This window comes from Saccharibacillus alkalitolerans (assembly GCF_011090185.1).
Lineage (GTDB): Bacteria > Bacillota > Bacilli > Paenibacillales > Paenibacillaceae > Saccharibacillus > Saccharibacillus alkalitolerans.
Map to the genome: position 1 here is coordinate 91,881 of NZ_JAAFGS010000005.1, position 14,758 is coordinate 106,638.

Annotated in this window: 11 protein-coding genes; all 11 read right to left on the reverse strand. The window is 60.2% G+C overall.

Features of this window, described 5'->3' with window-relative positions; genetic code table 11:
* Positions 1 to 51 precede the first annotated feature (51 nt).
* The 11 genes from GYN08_RS15405 to GYN08_RS15455 all read right to left on the reverse strand — a co-directional run bounded on the left by GYN08_RS15405 (position 52) and on the right by GYN08_RS15455 (position 14,741).
* Positions 52 to 1,479, reverse strand: a complete 1,428-nt coding sequence (locus GYN08_RS15405; RefSeq protein WP_166275815.1) for an erythromycin esterase family protein — start codon at positions 1,477 to 1,479, stop codon at positions 52 to 54.
* Between the two features lie 122 nt (positions 1,480 to 1,601).
* On the reverse strand, positions 1,602 to 3,542 hold the full coding sequence (locus GYN08_RS15410) for an FtsX-like permease family protein (protein WP_166275817.1): 1,941 nt from the start codon (positions 3,540 to 3,542) through the stop codon (positions 1,602 to 1,604).
* A complete protein-coding gene (locus GYN08_RS15415; protein WP_166275819.1) occupies positions 3,517 to 4,287 on the reverse strand; it encodes an ABC transporter ATP-binding protein in 771 nt (256 codons plus the stop codon). The genes GYN08_RS15410 and GYN08_RS15415 overlap by 26 nt, the downstream gene beginning before the upstream one ends.
* 69 nt (positions 4,288 to 4,356) lie before the next feature.
* Positions 4,357 to 5,394 carry a sensor histidine kinase gene (locus GYN08_RS15420; protein ID WP_166275821.1) on the reverse strand — a complete coding sequence of 346 codons (1,038 nt, stop codon included), beginning with the start codon at positions 5,392 to 5,394 and terminating at the stop codon, positions 4,357 to 4,359.
* Complete coding sequence (locus GYN08_RS15425; protein ID WP_166275823.1) at positions 5,391 to 6,155, reverse strand: response regulator transcription factor; 765 nt, start codon at positions 6,153 to 6,155, stop codon at positions 5,391 to 5,393. Before GYN08_RS15425 ends, GYN08_RS15420 begins: the two co-directional genes overlap by 4 nt.
* A 179-nt stretch (positions 6,156 to 6,334) precedes the next feature.
* Positions 6,335 to 7,855 carry a beta-N-acetylhexosaminidase gene (locus tag GYN08_RS15430; protein ID WP_166275825.1) on the reverse strand — a complete coding sequence of 507 codons (1,521 nt, stop codon included), beginning with the start codon at positions 7,853 to 7,855 and terminating at the stop codon, positions 6,335 to 6,337.
* Between the two features lie 151 nt (positions 7,856 to 8,006).
* On the reverse strand, positions 8,007 to 9,743 hold the full coding sequence (locus tag GYN08_RS15435) for a glycoside hydrolase family 13 protein (RefSeq protein ID WP_166275827.1): 1,737 nt from the start codon (positions 9,741 to 9,743) through the stop codon (positions 8,007 to 8,009).
* A gap of 272 nt (positions 9,744 to 10,015) precedes the next feature.
* Positions 10,016 to 11,014 (reverse strand): SMI1/KNR4 family protein, encoded by a 999-nt coding sequence (locus GYN08_RS15440; RefSeq protein ID WP_166275829.1) that lies wholly within the window; start codon positions 11,012 to 11,014, stop codon positions 10,016 to 10,018.
* 149 nt (positions 11,015 to 11,163) lie between these two features.
* Complete coding sequence (locus GYN08_RS15445) at positions 11,164 to 12,897, reverse strand: SulP family inorganic anion transporter (RefSeq protein WP_166276158.1); 1,734 nt, start codon at positions 12,895 to 12,897, stop codon at positions 11,164 to 11,166.
* A gap of 168 nt (positions 12,898 to 13,065) precedes the next feature.
* Entirely contained in the window at positions 13,066 to 13,773 is a 708-nt protein-coding gene (locus GYN08_RS15450) for a Type 1 glutamine amidotransferase-like domain-containing protein (protein WP_328802962.1), read from the reverse strand.
* Positions 13,770 to 14,741 carry an oxidoreductase gene (locus GYN08_RS15455; RefSeq protein ID WP_166275831.1) on the reverse strand — a complete coding sequence of 324 codons (972 nt, stop codon included), beginning with the start codon at positions 14,739 to 14,741 and terminating at the stop codon, positions 13,770 to 13,772. The genes GYN08_RS15450 and GYN08_RS15455 overlap by 4 nt, the downstream gene beginning before the upstream one ends.
* Between the last annotated feature and the right edge of the window lie 17 nt (positions 14,742 to 14,758).

Genomic DNA, 14,758 nt, shown 5'->3' on the forward strand with positions numbered 1-14,758 from the left:
TTAGGAGAAGATTCTAAAGAAAGCATAAAGCCGGCGCGAATTCGCCGAAAGTTACGGCTTCAACCTCGTGGGAGGCGAGACCCGGTCGATAAAAATCAGGCCGTCGTACTGCTCTTTGGGCCTGAGCCGCATATTCGACGGTTCGATCTTCGAACGGGTCATTCCGTCTTCGCCCGCATATATCGGGTCCCACATCCAGGCGCTGCCCGGCTCCGGGCTTTCGAGCCGGCTCAGATCGAGGAAAGACTGCGCGTATCCGCCGCTCGCAAGCCGATGTTCGAGGCTGTTTGCCGGCATCGGGCCGAACGCGAACGGCTTGTCCGTCACCAATTCGGACGCGGTTCCTCGATTGGCATAGAGATCGACGATATACAGGTCGTCTCCCAGCTTCTCGTACAGCCGCTCGCCCAGGTCTTTGAATCCGCGCACCCATTTTCCGCCCTCGAGTACCGACATTCCCGAGCCGTTTTTGACCAGATGGTCGTTGTGCGCCCACAGGATCATTTTTTTGCCGGGATAGATCCGGGTCCGCAGCCAGTCCACATTTTCCGCCATCAGCCGGTCCCAGTATTCGTACATGTCCGTCGTGCCCAGCCGCAGCATATGTATGGAATCGATCCGGTTCTGCAGGCATCGGATCGCGATATCGTAAACTTCCTGCCGGTCGCCGAGCTTCTTCCGGATCTTTTTCTCGTTCTGCCGCAGCAGCCGGGAAGCCCGGCGGTATTCCGGCGCGTATTTCCGCTCGACCGCGGCGATGGCGGAGGCGCGCTCGGGCCGGCCCAGCTCCTCGATCCGGTCGCCGGCTGCCCGGTACAGTTCGTCGATCATTTTTTCGTCGGCCTGCGAGAACCGCTTCGCCGCCCCGGCATCGGCCGTTTCGAGCAGCTGCGCGATGAACAGCGTGGAATAGTAATGGGTAAACTGGATATCGTAGCCGGCCAGGATCAGCGGATGGTCCGTTTTCGCCTGTTCCCGCGCATACTCGAACAGCTCCAGCGTTTCTTTCGACTGCCAGACCGGCAGCATCGAGACCCGCATGGACTCCTCCGCCGCGAGACCACCCTGCATGGCGTCGACTACGGCTCCTTCCATCATGCCGGACTCGAACGCGATCACGTCGTAGCCGAGTTGTTCGTGCAAATATTTGATCATTCGGATTTTGATTTGCGAATATTCCGCGACTTGATGGAAATTCTCGCCCAGCCCGACTACTTTTTTGTCCGCAAGAAGAGGCCGCAAAAATTCCAAATCGTCGAAGGTGTCCGCAGCCGGCAAGCTCAGTTCATGCGTATGCCGCGCCATCCAGTTCCGCTGTTCGTCCGCGGGCTTCGCTTCCTGCTTCGACGCCCCATCTGATTGCGCGGCCGTTTGCGCCAGCCCCGCGGGCATCGCGGACAGCAGCAGCGCCGCTCCGAGCGCCGCCGCGGCTATCGATTTCGCCGGCACCCTGCGCCGTTTGCCCGTTCTGTCGTTCATGTATCGTTCCTCCTTCGAAGTTTCCGCTGCCGCGGCTTTGTGGCTCAAAAATTCGGGCGCGCGGATGAACCCGCGCGCCCGAATAGGCAAAATTCCGTACATTCGCTTCGATCTTCGGCCGGTCAGACCATGACTCTCTTCAAGCGGTTGATATACCGTCCGCGCACAAGGAAGAAGTAGCAGAGCTGCGCGATCAGGAACGCCGCCGTAGTCATCAGGACGGGCACGGTAATGTCTCGAATTTTCATCACGGCGAGAATCGGTTCCAGCACGACGAAAGTCTGGATCGCGGACACCGCGATCGGAATGAAGAACAGCAGCGCGATCTGAAGCGTGGCGGATTTCTTCATTTCTCCTACGCTCAACCCCGTTTTCGAGAGCGATCGGTACATCTGCGCATCCCTCGACAGTTCGGCATGCAGTTTGAAATACAGGAAACTGGCCGACGAGAGGGAGAACATCAAACCTACGAAGACCCCGATAAAGCTGAGCGTGGACATAAACTGCCTATAAACCAGGTAGGTTCCGGAGCGCACGTTCAAATGTCCGGCAAGCTCCGACTTTCCCTGCGTTCTCGGGCTGAGCTTTTCAAGTTCCGCTCCGACCCGCGCTTCCTCGCTGTCGTATCTGGGTGCCGCGTCGCCCCAGGCGGGAACGGTGTAATACGCGATCGATTCCCGGAATCCGCTGTCTTGGGTCATATGATCGACGGCGTCCTGATAAACGGCATCCGGCACGATGAAGACCGTTCCGAAGCTCATGGCGTCGAAAGTGCCGCTGCCCGCGACTTCGCGTACGGTCAAGGGAGGGCTGTCCGCGCCTACGTTCAGCTTTTCTCCGGCATTCAGAAGCGGCGCCTGCCCTCTATTGTCGGAATGCAGCAGCAGCGCTTCCGGCTGCGTGCCCGGCGCAAACGCCGGCGTTTTCCAGGTCTTCGCGACGCCTTCGTAATCGGAAGCCGGAATAAGGTACGTACGGGCGCCGGCTTGCTCTCCGCCGATTTCGACGAACGCGGTTCTGATCTCGCTGGCTTGATAATCGATGCCTTCCCGTTCCAGCACCGCGTCGACTTTGACCCGATCCTGCGCCAGTTCTTCGTCGCTGCCCGACATCAGCGAAAGGGCGTAAGGATCGTCGGTATACAGCGACTTCGTCTCCCGGTCGATCGACAGCACGAACCCGGCGCTCATCGAGGCCACCGAAGTCACGACCGTGATCAGGAACAGCACTCGGGCGTTGTCTTTGATCTTGTACGCCATCTCGGAAATCCAAAGCAGATTGGTCTTTTTCCAGACGAACGAACGATTACGCTTCAGCAGCCGCATGAACAGGACGGACAGCTGCGAGTAGAAAAAGTACGTGCCCGCGATGCCTGTGCCTGCCGCTAGAAACAGCATGGGGGCGCTCAATGCCGCGAAACGCAGCGACATAAAGCCTATCGTCAGCAGGGCGATGCCGAGCAGGACGAGCCAGATCGAAGCCTTCGGTTCCGTCTTCGGCCTGGCGCTGCCCTGCAGCAGTTCCAGCACGTTGCGCTTGCGGACGAACAGCAGCGTCATCGCGGAGATGACAACGAACAGCAGCGCAAACGCCGCAGCCGTCAGCAGCATCGCCCGCAGCGGCCAGTAGAACGGCAGCTCGGGCGTTTCCGTAATGCGCGAAGCCAGCATCAGGAACAGCTTGGACAGCAGCATTCCCGATGCTATTCCGCTTACGATAGCGGCCGTTCCGATCAACAGGTTTTCCAGGAAAACCAACCGGTTAAGATGCGCAGGCTTGGCGCCCAGCATCAGCAGAAGGCCGAATTCCTTGTTCCTCGATTTGAGAAAGACGCTGATCGAGTACAGCACGAAGAAAAACGCGAACGCGAAGATGACGTATTCCGCCGCGGCCATGCCCGTCTTGGTCATCTTGTGCATATCCGACTCGACAATCCGGGGATGATAGATGAATACCGCGAACGAGAAAAAGATCATGACCATGAACGCGCTGCTCAGAAAGTAGGCGAAATAGGCCCGCGCGTTGCGTTTGACGTTGTTATACGCGAATCGAGGAAAGTTCATGCGCGTTCCCTCCCCAGAAAGATAAGGTATCGATGATCTTTTGGAAAAAGGCCTGCCGGCTCTCCCCGCGATGGATCTCGGCGGCCAGTTTGCCATCCTTGATAAACACGATGCGGTGACAGTAGCTGGCCGCCTGCGGATCGTGCGTGACCAGCATGATCGTCGTTCGCTCGTACTCGTTCAGACTTTCCAGCGATTCCATGACGATCCGCGACGAGTTGGAATCCAGCGCGCCGGTCGGTTCGTCCGCGAGCAGGATCGACGGATTCGTAATGACCGCGCGGGCGATCGCCGTCCGCTGCCGCTGGCCGCCCGAAATTTCGTACGTCCGGCTTTTCAGAATTTGCGTAATGCCGAGACGGTCCGCGATGCGGTGCAGCCTCTCGTCCATTTCTTTCAGCTTTACGCCGTCCAGCGTCAGCGGCAGCACGATATTTTCCGCCACCGTCAGCGTGTCCAGCAGGTTAAAGTCTTGAAACACGAACCCCAGCTCCCGGCGTCGGAACTTGGCCAGGTCGTTTTTGCTCATCGTATACGGGTCCTGTCCGCCGATTTTCACCGTACCCGAGCTTGGCGTATCGATTGTGGACACCATGTTGAGCAGCGTCGTTTTCCCGCTCCCGGACGGGCCCATGATGCCGACGAATTCCCCCTGCGCGATCGTTAAATGAATATCGGTCAGCGCCTGGGTGGACACTTTCCCCGGATAGACTTTGTTCAGGTTGCGGGCTTCCAAAATGTTCATTGTGTTCTCTCCTCTCCCTCTTCGTTTTCCAGTCTAAGACAAACGCAAAAAGGCGGCTATGGATTCTCCTTAACGCCGCCTTACATTTGAATTAAGATTGTGTTCGGTCCCGGCATTCCGGGGGACTTCCCGGAATACGAGACGGATCGTCGTGCCGACTCCGGGCTCGGATTCCAGCTCGACGTCATGATCGAGGTGCCGGCAGATCTCGCTTACCAGATAGAGCCCCATGCCGGTCGACTCCTTATACTGTCTGCCCCGCTGTCCCGTAAAATACGGATTGAACACCCGATTCCTGTCTTCCCGGGCGATACCGATGCCTTCGTCGCGAATATCGAGCGCCCAATAAGGACCCCGACGGTAAGCGCGGATGAACACCCGCTTCCCCGGCCCTTCCGTATAATGCACGGCATTGGTCAGAATCTGTCCCAGAATGAACCGCAACCATTTGGCATCCGTATAGACTTCCGCGTCCTCGGCGATTTCGATCACCGGCGAGATCCGCCGCTTGATGAACAGCCGGCGCTGTTCCGCCAGCGCTTCGCGTACCGGCAGCGCCAGCGGCAGGCGTTCGACGGAGAAATCCTGTTCGAACCGCTCCAATCTCGACGTATAGATGACCATCTCCAATCCCTGCCGAAGCCGGTCCAGCTCTTCGGCGATGCTGTCCGCCAAGTCCTCGTCTTCGATGTCGCGCGCGGACAGCTGCAGAACGGACAGCGGAGTCTTCATCTGATGTACCCAACGCCCGATGAACGTGATGTGGCGATCCATCGCGCTGCGGTGCACCGCAAGCTCTTCCTCGTATTCGCGATCGTACAGGCGGATAAGCCCCGAGACCGCTTCGGCGAGCGGGGCGTCGCCCAGCGCCTCCAACCGTTCGCTGCGCGGCACGGACGGATGTTCCAAACGCCGGTACATCCGCCGCAAAGACACGTACCGGTACGCCAGATAGCCGGCCAGCACGGCCGCGCTCAGCAGCATGCCGTACAGCACGACGGAAGGAGGACGCGCTTCGCCGCTGAGCCAATACAGCAGCGGAATGAGCAGCGCCTGCAGGAAGAAGAACAGGATCAGCGGCAGCTGATCCCGCCAGAACAGCTTCACGGACGGCCTCCCGCCGTTCTGTCGTTCAAGCTTCTCTGCGGAACTCCGCCCGCGCCGCCCGCTTCTTCGTCCCCTTCAGGCAGGCTGAGCAGATAACCGGCTCCGCGCACGACTTCGATGCCGGCTTCCGCGCCGAGCTCCTTCAGCTTCTTGCGCATCCGCGTAATATAGACGTTCAGCGTGTTGTCGTCGATAAAATGATGATCTTCCCACATCAATCCTAACAGGCGGTCCCGGCTGACGACCCGGCCTTCCCGCAGCATCAGCGCTTCGATCAGCAGCGATTCTTTGCGGCTGAGCTCGGCGGAACGTTCTCCGCAGGACAGCAGGAAGCGTTCCGGATACAGCGTCAAGCCGCCGGCTTCGACTTTCTTCTCGTCGGGTCCGGCCGCGTATTCCCCGTAAGCGCGGCGCAAATGGCTGCGGATCTTGGCCAGCACGATCTCGTAATGGAACGGTTTCGTGATATAGTCGTCCGCGCCGCTCTCCAGCGCCCGAACCTGGTCCATCTGCCCGTCGCGGGCCGAGATGAACAGAATCGGGCAGACGGATTCCGCCCGAATTTGGCGGCACCAGTAGAATCCGTCGTACTTGGGCAGATTGACGTCGAGCAGCACAAGGTGCGCGCCCGATTCCCGGAACTGTTCCGCAATCCGGTCGAAGTCCTGCACGACTCGGGCTTCGTAGCCGTATTTTTCGATGTCGCCGCGGAGCAGCTCCGCGATCTTGGGATCGTCTTCCACGATCAAAATGGTATACATATCCGGCTTCCTTTCCTGTCTGTCCGTTATTTCGCGGGAATTCCCGCGCCTCTCCGGCAATAGACGCCGGAAAGCGCCGGAACCCATGCAGAAGAACGGCAAATCCGTTCCTTCTCCGGAATATTCGCCGTTCTTGTCCCGATGTCCGCCGCAGCCGCAGTCCCGCTTCCGCTTCTGCTTCAGCCTTTCAAGCCGGCCGCTTCGCATGCCTGAACGAACGCCGCGTAATCCGCATATCTGCGCTCTCCCGTCCAGGCTTTTTCCGCCATCGCGCGCAGCGGTCCTTTCAAGCCGGCCGCCACTTCTTCGACATTCTGCGCCTGCGGCTTGTCGCACCAGACGGAAAACGAGCAGCCGAGCAGCTCTTCCGGATACGGCACCTGCCATTCCTGCGGTTCTTCTTCGGAGATTCGCGGCAGCAGCCCGGGATGCCAGTCGTCGTGAATTTTTTCGCCGGTCGGATATTTGTAGCCCGCATGTTCGCCCAGCACATAGTAGAAGTAAGCGTCGTTGAAATTGATCAGCTTATGCCCTTTGTCCAGAAAAGTTTGCGCCGGCGCCATCTTCCGGTCCCATTTGGTCCAGTAGGCGATCTGCACGGACGTCTTGAGTTCGACTTTCTGCTCCGGCCCTTCGCGGTACAGCCCGTCGTTCCATGCCCGCACCGTAAATCCTCGGCCTTCCAGCGCTTCCGCCACCGCGTTCAAGTAAGCGACGTAAGCGTCGACTTCCGTTCCTCCCTCGATACCGAGCGTTTCGCGCGCGTACGCGCCGAGCTGGGGGTAAGCGGCGAACTGTCCGAAGTCGATAAATTCGTCGCCGCCGATATGGAAATACGGGCTGCCCTCGAACAGCTCCGCATACTCGTCGATCAGGTCCAGCACGAACGCGACGGCTTCCGGATTCGTGATGTCCAGCGCGCCCGCGGCCGGCTCTCCGTTCGCGCCGCGCAGCAGCCAGTCCGGCCGGCCGCGCAGCGCCCAGCCCAGATGCCCCGGCGAATCGAGCGAAGGAATCAGCGTAATCCGGTGCCGCCGCGCTTCTTCGATAATTTCCCGGATTTGGGCTTTCGTCAGATATTGTTCCGACATGACGCCGGGATGCCGCTCGCTCTCGAAAGTAAAGCCTTCGTTCTCGGAAAAGTGCAGCTGCAGCGTGTTCAGCTTCAATTCCGACATCTCCCGAATCCGCGCCAAAATCCATTCCTGCGGATAAAACTTGCGGCCGATATCGAGGTGCAGGGCGCGCTCGCCGACCACCGGTTCGTCTTCGATCACGCCGTGCGCGAGCTCTCCCCCGCCCGAAGACAGCAGCTGCAGGATCGTCCGCAGTCCGTGCAGCGCCGCCCGGGCGTCCGCCGCGATCAGACGAACATAATCGCCGACTTCGATCCGGTACGCTTCGGGATGGCTCATGTTCGGCACGCTTCCCAATTCGATCAGCAGATCGCCGGCCGCCGCTTCGCGGGCTACGCCGAGCCGTGCGGGAGCTGCGAACGCGCCCCGTTCCGCAAACGCCTCCTGAACGGTTCCCGCCGCTTCCAGCGTATCGAGCAGCCGCGAAGCTCCGTCCGCTTCGTCGGGCTCCCGCAGCGCGACGAGCAGCGAGGAAGAAGCATCCGGCCGCCAGCCGCCTTCTTCCGTTTTCAAGTATCTCCTCATTCCCGGTACCGTTCCGCTTGCATGAATTTGCGTGTCCATCTTTTCACCTCGTTCGCTGGGATGGGTGGGGCTTTAACGCTCTTTTCCGTTAGTATAGCGGGTACGCGGGAAAATGCAAAAAACGCTTTCCGCCGCGGGGCGAAAAGCGTTCAAACTGCCCGAATGGCGCCGAAACTTCGATCCGGCGGAATCAGGCCAGGCGGAATACGAAATACGCATACGGATCGAGCTCCGTCATGCCGCGCTCCAGGGCTTCCGCCCGCTCGCCGTCCGAACAGACGGCGCACTCCGCGCGAGCCAATTCGCCGCGCAGATCATCCGGCAGCAGAACTTCGGTCGGCGTTTTGGAGAAGTTCAGCACGATCAGCCAGCGTTCGCCTTCCCCCTCGCGCAGGTAGGCGTAAATATGCTTGTGCTCTTCCAATACCGGCTCGTACGTGCCCAGCGACAGCGAGGGATGGTCGCGGCGCAGCCGGATGATCTCGCGGTACAGATTCAGCACCGAATTCGGGTCGTCCTCCTGCTGGCGCGCGTTGATCTCGTCTTTGTTCGGATTGATTCGCTGCCACGGCGTTCCCGTCGTGAATCCGGCGCCCGGATCGGCGTTCCACTGCATCGGCGTGCGGCTGTGATCCCGGTTTTTTTGCAGCACGCGGCGCAGAATCGTCTCCGGATCTTCGCCACGCTTTTCGACCATCAGCTTGTAATAGGCCAGCGCCTGCTGCTCCTTGATGTCGTCGATGCTGTTAAAAAAGTGCGCGTTCGTCATGCCCAATTCTTCGCCCTGCAGCAGGTTCGGCGTGCCGCGCAGCGTCATCAGGAACACGGCCAGCATCTTCGCCGACTCTTCCCGGTGCTCCAGGTCGTCGCCCAGATAAGACACCATCCGCACGTGGTCGTGGTTGCTGAGGTACATGCCGATCCAGGCGTCGGGATGCAGATCCTTCAGCCATTTGCGCATGATCGCCTTCAGATGGCTCAGCTCCCACGGGTCCGATTTCCACATGTCGTCCGGTTCGTCGCAGATCTTGGACGCTTCGATCATCAGGATCAGGTCCAGCTCTCCGCGCTCGGGCAGGGTATAGTCCTCCACGTCTTCGGTCTCGACCTGGGACGACTCGCCCATCGTAAAGATCGGATAGCGGGAAAAGACTTTCTCGCGCATTTCGCGCAGGTATTCGTGAATATGCGGGCCGTTCTTGTAATACTTCTCGCCGCTGCCCTGAATGCGTTCCGTCTCGTCGGTATCGGGGAAACTCATGTCTTTGGACAATACGTTCGCCGTGTCGATCCGGAAGCCGTCCACGCCTTTTTGCAGCCAGAAGTCCATCGCGTCGATGATCTCCTGCCGAACTTTCGGATTTTCCCAGTTGAGATCCGGTTGATGCCAGGCATAAGTATGCAAATAGTATTCGCCCGTCTCTTCGTGATACTTCCAGGAGGAATCGCCGAGGAAAGAGGTCCAATTGTTCGGCGGGCCTCCGTCTTCCCCCGCGGGTCTCCAGATATAGTAATCGCGGTACGGGTTGTCCTTGCCTTTCAGCGCCTCGCGGAACCACGGATGGTCGCTCGACGTATGGTTCGGCACGATCTCCATGACCAGCCGGACGCCCCGTTCATGCAGCGCTTCCAGCAGCTCGTCGAAATCGTCCATGCTTCCGTATTCGGGATCGATCCCTTTATAATCGCTGACGTCGTAGCCGTAATCCCGGTTCGGCGAAGCGAAAATGGGAGACAGCCACACCGCCGTCACGCCCAGGTCTTGGATATAATCGAGCTTTTCGATAATGCCGCGCAGATCGCCGACGCCGTCGCCGTTGCTGTCGTTAAAGCTGCGCACATAAATTTCGTACACGATATTTTCTCTCCAATGCATATTGGACTGGAGCTGTTTGGGAGCGGAAACCGCGTCTAATTGTTTGGACATATTATGCCTCCTTATAAAAAAACCGCTTCGCCTCCAACTTCCTGTCCGCCGAAACGGTTGCGTACGATCTATTACCCAAAAAATCGTAAGCAGCTATAAATAAAACCGAATCTCTTCGAAAAATAACGGGCGGCGTACGAAAAAAAGCCTCTTTCCCGAAGGAAAGAGGCTCAGGCTGTCGAGAAAGTCACATAGGCGGGAGAATCGAGAAGGCTCCGAGAGAAATTCAGCGAAGTACGGGCTTTCGCAGAAAGCCGCTTCGGAAGTCCGGCTTAAGAACGATAAGCGCCCGCTTCCTCGGCTATTTTGCGTTTATGCTCTTCCGAGCAAGAAAGCTTGCCCCCGGCTTCGACGATCGCTTCTTCGCGAATCCGCGCGTCGAGCCAGGCGGAGACGAACCCCGGCGCGTAACCGCCGATATTCAGCGTTCCGTCCGGCCCGAAGGTCATAATCCCCTCGTACGCGGCCAGATAAGCCGTTCGATCCGACGGACCTTCCGCGTTGACGTAGAGCAGAAACTGCAGATCGTACATCAGGTACGACAGCGGGTCGGCGTGCAGGGCGAAATATCCTTTCTCTTCGACGATCGTCTCGGACAGCTTCCGCACGATTCCTTCGGCCCCCGGCAGCACCGCTCCGGCCTCGTCGCACAGTCTGCGCAGCAGCGGCGTCAAAGGCGCGCTCCGCGCCATTTTGAGGTCGGAGATCTTGTCTTCCGCGGACGTGTCGTAGACGCTCTCGTGCACCAGCCCGCGAACGAATTCGCCGAAGCTGTCCGCCACCGGCGTGATCCACGGCTCTTCTTCCGTCTCTACCTCGACATGGATCACTTTCGGTTCTCCCTGCGGCCCGCATTCCCGGTAATCCAGCATGATCGCATCGTGGCCTCCCGAAGGACATTCCCCGAACACGACGCCGATGTCGGGGTATCCCCACTCCTCGATCATGAAGCGGCTGCCGAAGTCTTCGGAATCCAGCCCCCAGGTCCCCCCGACGCCGCAGATGCCGTCGATCGCGATATGGTTCTCCGACCATGCCGTCGCAACGTCCATCGGAAAACGCGTATTAACCGGAGTCCCGCCGTTGCGGAGACGCAGCAGCGCGATATAATCGGCGGGAAGCTTATAGCCGAGCAGCGCCTCCACTTCCGCGATCCGTTCGTCGGTCGCTTCGCCCGGGCTCGTAAAGTAATCTTCGTTTTCGTTCCAAAACTTTGCCGGATCGAAAAAACGGCCGTGCAGCACATTATTTTCGTTCGTTTCGTTCGTCAAAATGTTCTTCCTCCGTTCGAGGGAACCCGCTGGTCCCCGATATGTAAAAAAAAGCCTGTCCTACGTCACTTTTAGTGTACACAAGACAGGCTTGGCGCGCAAAAGGATCGAAGCACGGGCTCTTTGTCCCTCTTCGGTGTATCCGCACGCTAGGAAGCGTTCCCGGCTTCCGCCGCCCGGCACAACCCCTCGCACTCGCGGAAAGCTCCCATTCGGCAGCCGGCGCATGCCGGCGCTTCGATATGCTCCGCCAGCGCCGCGTCGATCGCTGCGCCGGTACGGGCGAAGCAGCGTTCCTCGCCCAATTCGGCGAGAAAGCCCGTCTTCTCCAGCATCCGCCGCGGCTGGGGCTGCAGGCCGGACAGCAGCAGCGTGCCGCCCGAAGCGCGAACCCGCTTCAGCAGTCCCTGCAGCGTCGCCTCGCCGGAAGCGTCGATCAGCGGCACGCCGCCCATGCGCAGCAGCAGCGCGCCCGAGAGATCGTGCGCCGCCAGAAAATCCGGCGTCTCGAACGGATTGCGGGCGCCGAAGAACAGCGCGCCGCGCACGCTGAAGATGCCGAGCTGCGGACAATCCCGGTCCGCCGCGACGACATCGGCCGCCACCTTGCCGCGGCGGCTTTCCCGGTCGGGCAGCACCTTGTCGAGCCGCTGCTCGCCGGCCATGCGCTTGACGAACAGCAGCACGGCCAGCGCGAGTCCCGCTTCGACGGCGGTCGTCAGCGTCGTGAACACGGTCAGGACGAACGTGACGACAAGAACGAGCGAGTCGGAACCGCGCAGCTTGAGCAGCTTGGCGAATGCCCGGCGTTCGCTCATGTTCCAGGCTACGAGCATGAGGATCGGGGCCATCGCCGCGAGCGGGATCGCCGAAGCGTAAGGCGCGAGCAGCACCAGAATCAGCAGAACGGCGAGGCCGTGCACGATTCCGGACAGCGGCGAAACCGCTCCGTTCTTGATATTGGTCGCGGTACGGGCGATCGCGCCGGTTGCCGGAATGCCGCCGAACAGCGGCGCGGCCATATTGGCGATGCCCTGCCCGATCAATTCGCGGTTGCTGTTGTGCCGCGAACCGCTCATTCCGTCGGCCACGACGGCGGACAGCAGCGATTCGATGCCGCCGAGCAGCGCGATGATCAGCGCCGGGCGAGTCATCAGGACGATGTTGTCCCAAGACAAATCCGGCAGCCGGAACGAAGGCAGCGACGCCGGAATGCTGCCGTAAGCCGATCCGATCGTGGCCACTTCGCCGTCGAAGAACGATACGGCGGCCAGCGTCGACAGCAGCAGGCCGACCAGGGACGGCGGAATCTTCGGCAGTACGCGCGGCACCAGCAGCAGCGAAGCCAGGCAGATGCCCGCCACGGCGACCGCGTACGGATTCAGCGTACCGATGTGGACGGCCAGCTCCTTCATGTTGAGCAGAAAGCTCTCATGCCTTTTCAAGCCGGATAGTCCGAGAAAGCTCCCGATTTGTCCGGCGAAGATCGTGACCGCGATCCCCGCCGTGAACCCGACCGTAACCGGCTTCGGAATGAATTTGATCAGCGCGCCAAGCTTCAGCGCGCCCATCAAAACAAGAAAAATTCCCGCCAGAAATCCGGCGACCAGCAGCTTGTCATACCCGTATTGAAGCACGATCGCGAGCAGAATCGGAATGAATGCGCCGGTCGGTCCCCCGATCTGGAATTTCGACCCGCCCAGCAGCGAGATCAGAATCCCGGCCACGATCGTCGTGTAGATCCCCGTCTCCGGCTTGACCCCCGACGCGATCGCGAACGCCATCCCCAGCGGAATCGCGATGATCCCGACGATACAGCCGGCGATCAGATCCCGCTTCAAGTCCCCTTTCCCGTACCCTTCGAGTCTTCCCCAACCCTTGATCATTGTGCAAACCTTCTTTGCTTTTTCTGAAAATCACCGCTTTCTAACGTAACACAGCATCCGGGCGGGGAATGTGAAAAAGATCAACGGGCATGCAAAAAAGCGGCTTTCCTCCTCTTTAAGGAAGAAAAGCCGCTCAAAAGGAACGGATTCGCGCCTGCCGCCCCGTTAGCGCAGCAGCTCGACCGGAAGTTCGTGCTCGTCGCCTTCGCCGCCCAGCCGATACGCCCGGGCTTCCGGCCGCGAACCGACGATCCGCAGCAGCGCGACCGGTTCTTCGGAGCCGTCTTCTGCCGCGTAATGCGCCGCCGCTCCGTCGGTCAGCGCGAGTCCCGCGCCCAATCCGCCGGACGCGATCATGCGCCGGTATCCCTCCTGCCAGCCGCAGCCGTTGTAATGAGGGCAGTGGCTGCCGGGAATCAATCCGAGTCCCTCGACCCGGTCGAATACGCCTTCTTCAAGGTCCGTTATGCCTTCCTCGAACCAGCAGATCGAGCCCGCGCTTAAGCCGGCCAGCACGATGCCCGCCTCCCAGGCCCGACGCAAAATGCCGTCGATCCCGGCTTCCCGCCAACCGCGCATCAGCCGATGCGTGTCTCCCCCGCCGACGTAGATGACGTCCTGCGACAGCAGGAAAGCTTCCGCTCCTTCGGCGGGCAGGCTCGCGAGTCTCAGGCACGAAGGCCTGCAGTCCAAGCGGCCGAACGCGTCCAGAAAGCCGCGAATATAGCCTTCGTCGTCTCCGCTCGCGCCGGCGAGAAAGCAGACTTTGGGCCGGGGGCGGCCCGACTGCTCCAGAATATACCGGTCCATGACCGGATTGTCCGGCTCCATCGAGAAGCCTCCGCCGCCCATCCCGATGATCTGCCGTCTCACAGCTTCACTCCGTACAGGATGCCTTTTCTCTCCGCCGCTTCGCTGGCGGCGCTGAAGTCGTAGTTCACGCCCGTCAGCTCTTCGGATACGCGCCACAGCTTCGCCATCGTCTCTTCGTTCATCTTATGCTCGGCAGAGAGGTCGAAGCCCGGATAGCCTTTGCGGCCGCCCTTGCCCGTCGGGCCGATGTATTCGCCGCCTTGAAGCCCCGGCTCCGCCGCCGCGTACAGCGTCGGCAGCGCGCCCATCGCCGCAGATTGGCTCATAAGACCCCACAGCAGAGCTACCGCTTTGCCGGCCTGCTTGCCCGAGCCGCGGGAGATCAAGTTGGTGTTGGAGACGCCGGGATGGCAGGCGACGCTTATCGTGTCCGCTCCCGCGACGGTCAGGCGCTTTTGCAGTTCCCGCGCGAACAGCAGGTTGGCGAGCTTGCTCTGCCCGTAGAACTTCAGCGCGCTGTAGCCGATCCGGCCGTCCAGATTATTGAAGTAAATGTAGCCGCTCTTCGCGGCGATGCTGCTCAGCGTCACGATCCGCGAGCCCGGCGTTTTCAGCAGCAGCGGCAGCAGCCGCCCCGTCAGCGCGAAATGGCCCAGATGATTGCTGCCGAACTGCAGCTCGAAGCCGTCCTTCGTTTTCCGGTAAGGCGGAATCATGACCCCCGCGTTGTTGACCAGCACATGCAGTTCGTTATACTTGCCGATCACGCCGGCGGCGAACGCCTCGATGCTGGACAGGTCGGCCAGATCCATCCGCATGACCTCCACGCTTGCCTGCGGGAACTTTTTCATCAGCCCTTCGGCCGCCTGATAGCCTTTTTCCATGTTGCGCACGGCCATGATCACTTTGGCGCCTTTTTGCGCGAATCCGTAAGCCGTCTCCAGCCCGAGCCCGCCGCTGCCGCCCGTAATGATAACCCGCTTGCCCGTCATGTCGGGCATCGAATCGATGGTCCATTGTCCGTTCATCGCATATCCTCCTCGAC

Excerpts from the sequence above, each read along its gene's own strand:
- GYN08_RS15405 (WP_166275815.1), bottom strand. The coding sequence starts at position 1,479 with ATGAACGACAGAACGGGCAAACGGCGCAGGGTGCCGGCGAAATCGATA.
- GYN08_RS15410 (WP_166275817.1), bottom strand. The coding sequence starts at position 3,542 with ATGAACTTTCCTCGATTCGCGTATAACAACGTCAAACGCAACGCGCGG.
- GYN08_RS15415 (WP_166275819.1), bottom strand. The coding sequence starts at position 4,287 with ATGAACATTTTGGAAGCCCGCAACCTGAACAAAGTCTATCCGGGGAAA.
- GYN08_RS15425 (WP_166275823.1), bottom strand. The coding sequence starts at position 6,155 with ATGTATACCATTTTGATCGTGGAAGACGATCCCAAGATCGCGGAGCTG.
- GYN08_RS15430 (WP_166275825.1), bottom strand. The coding sequence starts at position 7,855 with ATGGACACGCAAATTCATGCAAGCGGAACGGTACCGGGAATGAGGAGA.
- GYN08_RS15435 (WP_166275827.1), bottom strand. The coding sequence starts at position 9,743 with ATGTCCAAACAATTAGACGCGGTTTCCGCTCCCAAACAGCTCCAGTCC.
- GYN08_RS15455 (WP_166275831.1), bottom strand. The coding sequence starts at position 14,741 with ATGAACGGACAATGGACCATCGATTCGATGCCCGACATGACGGGCAAG.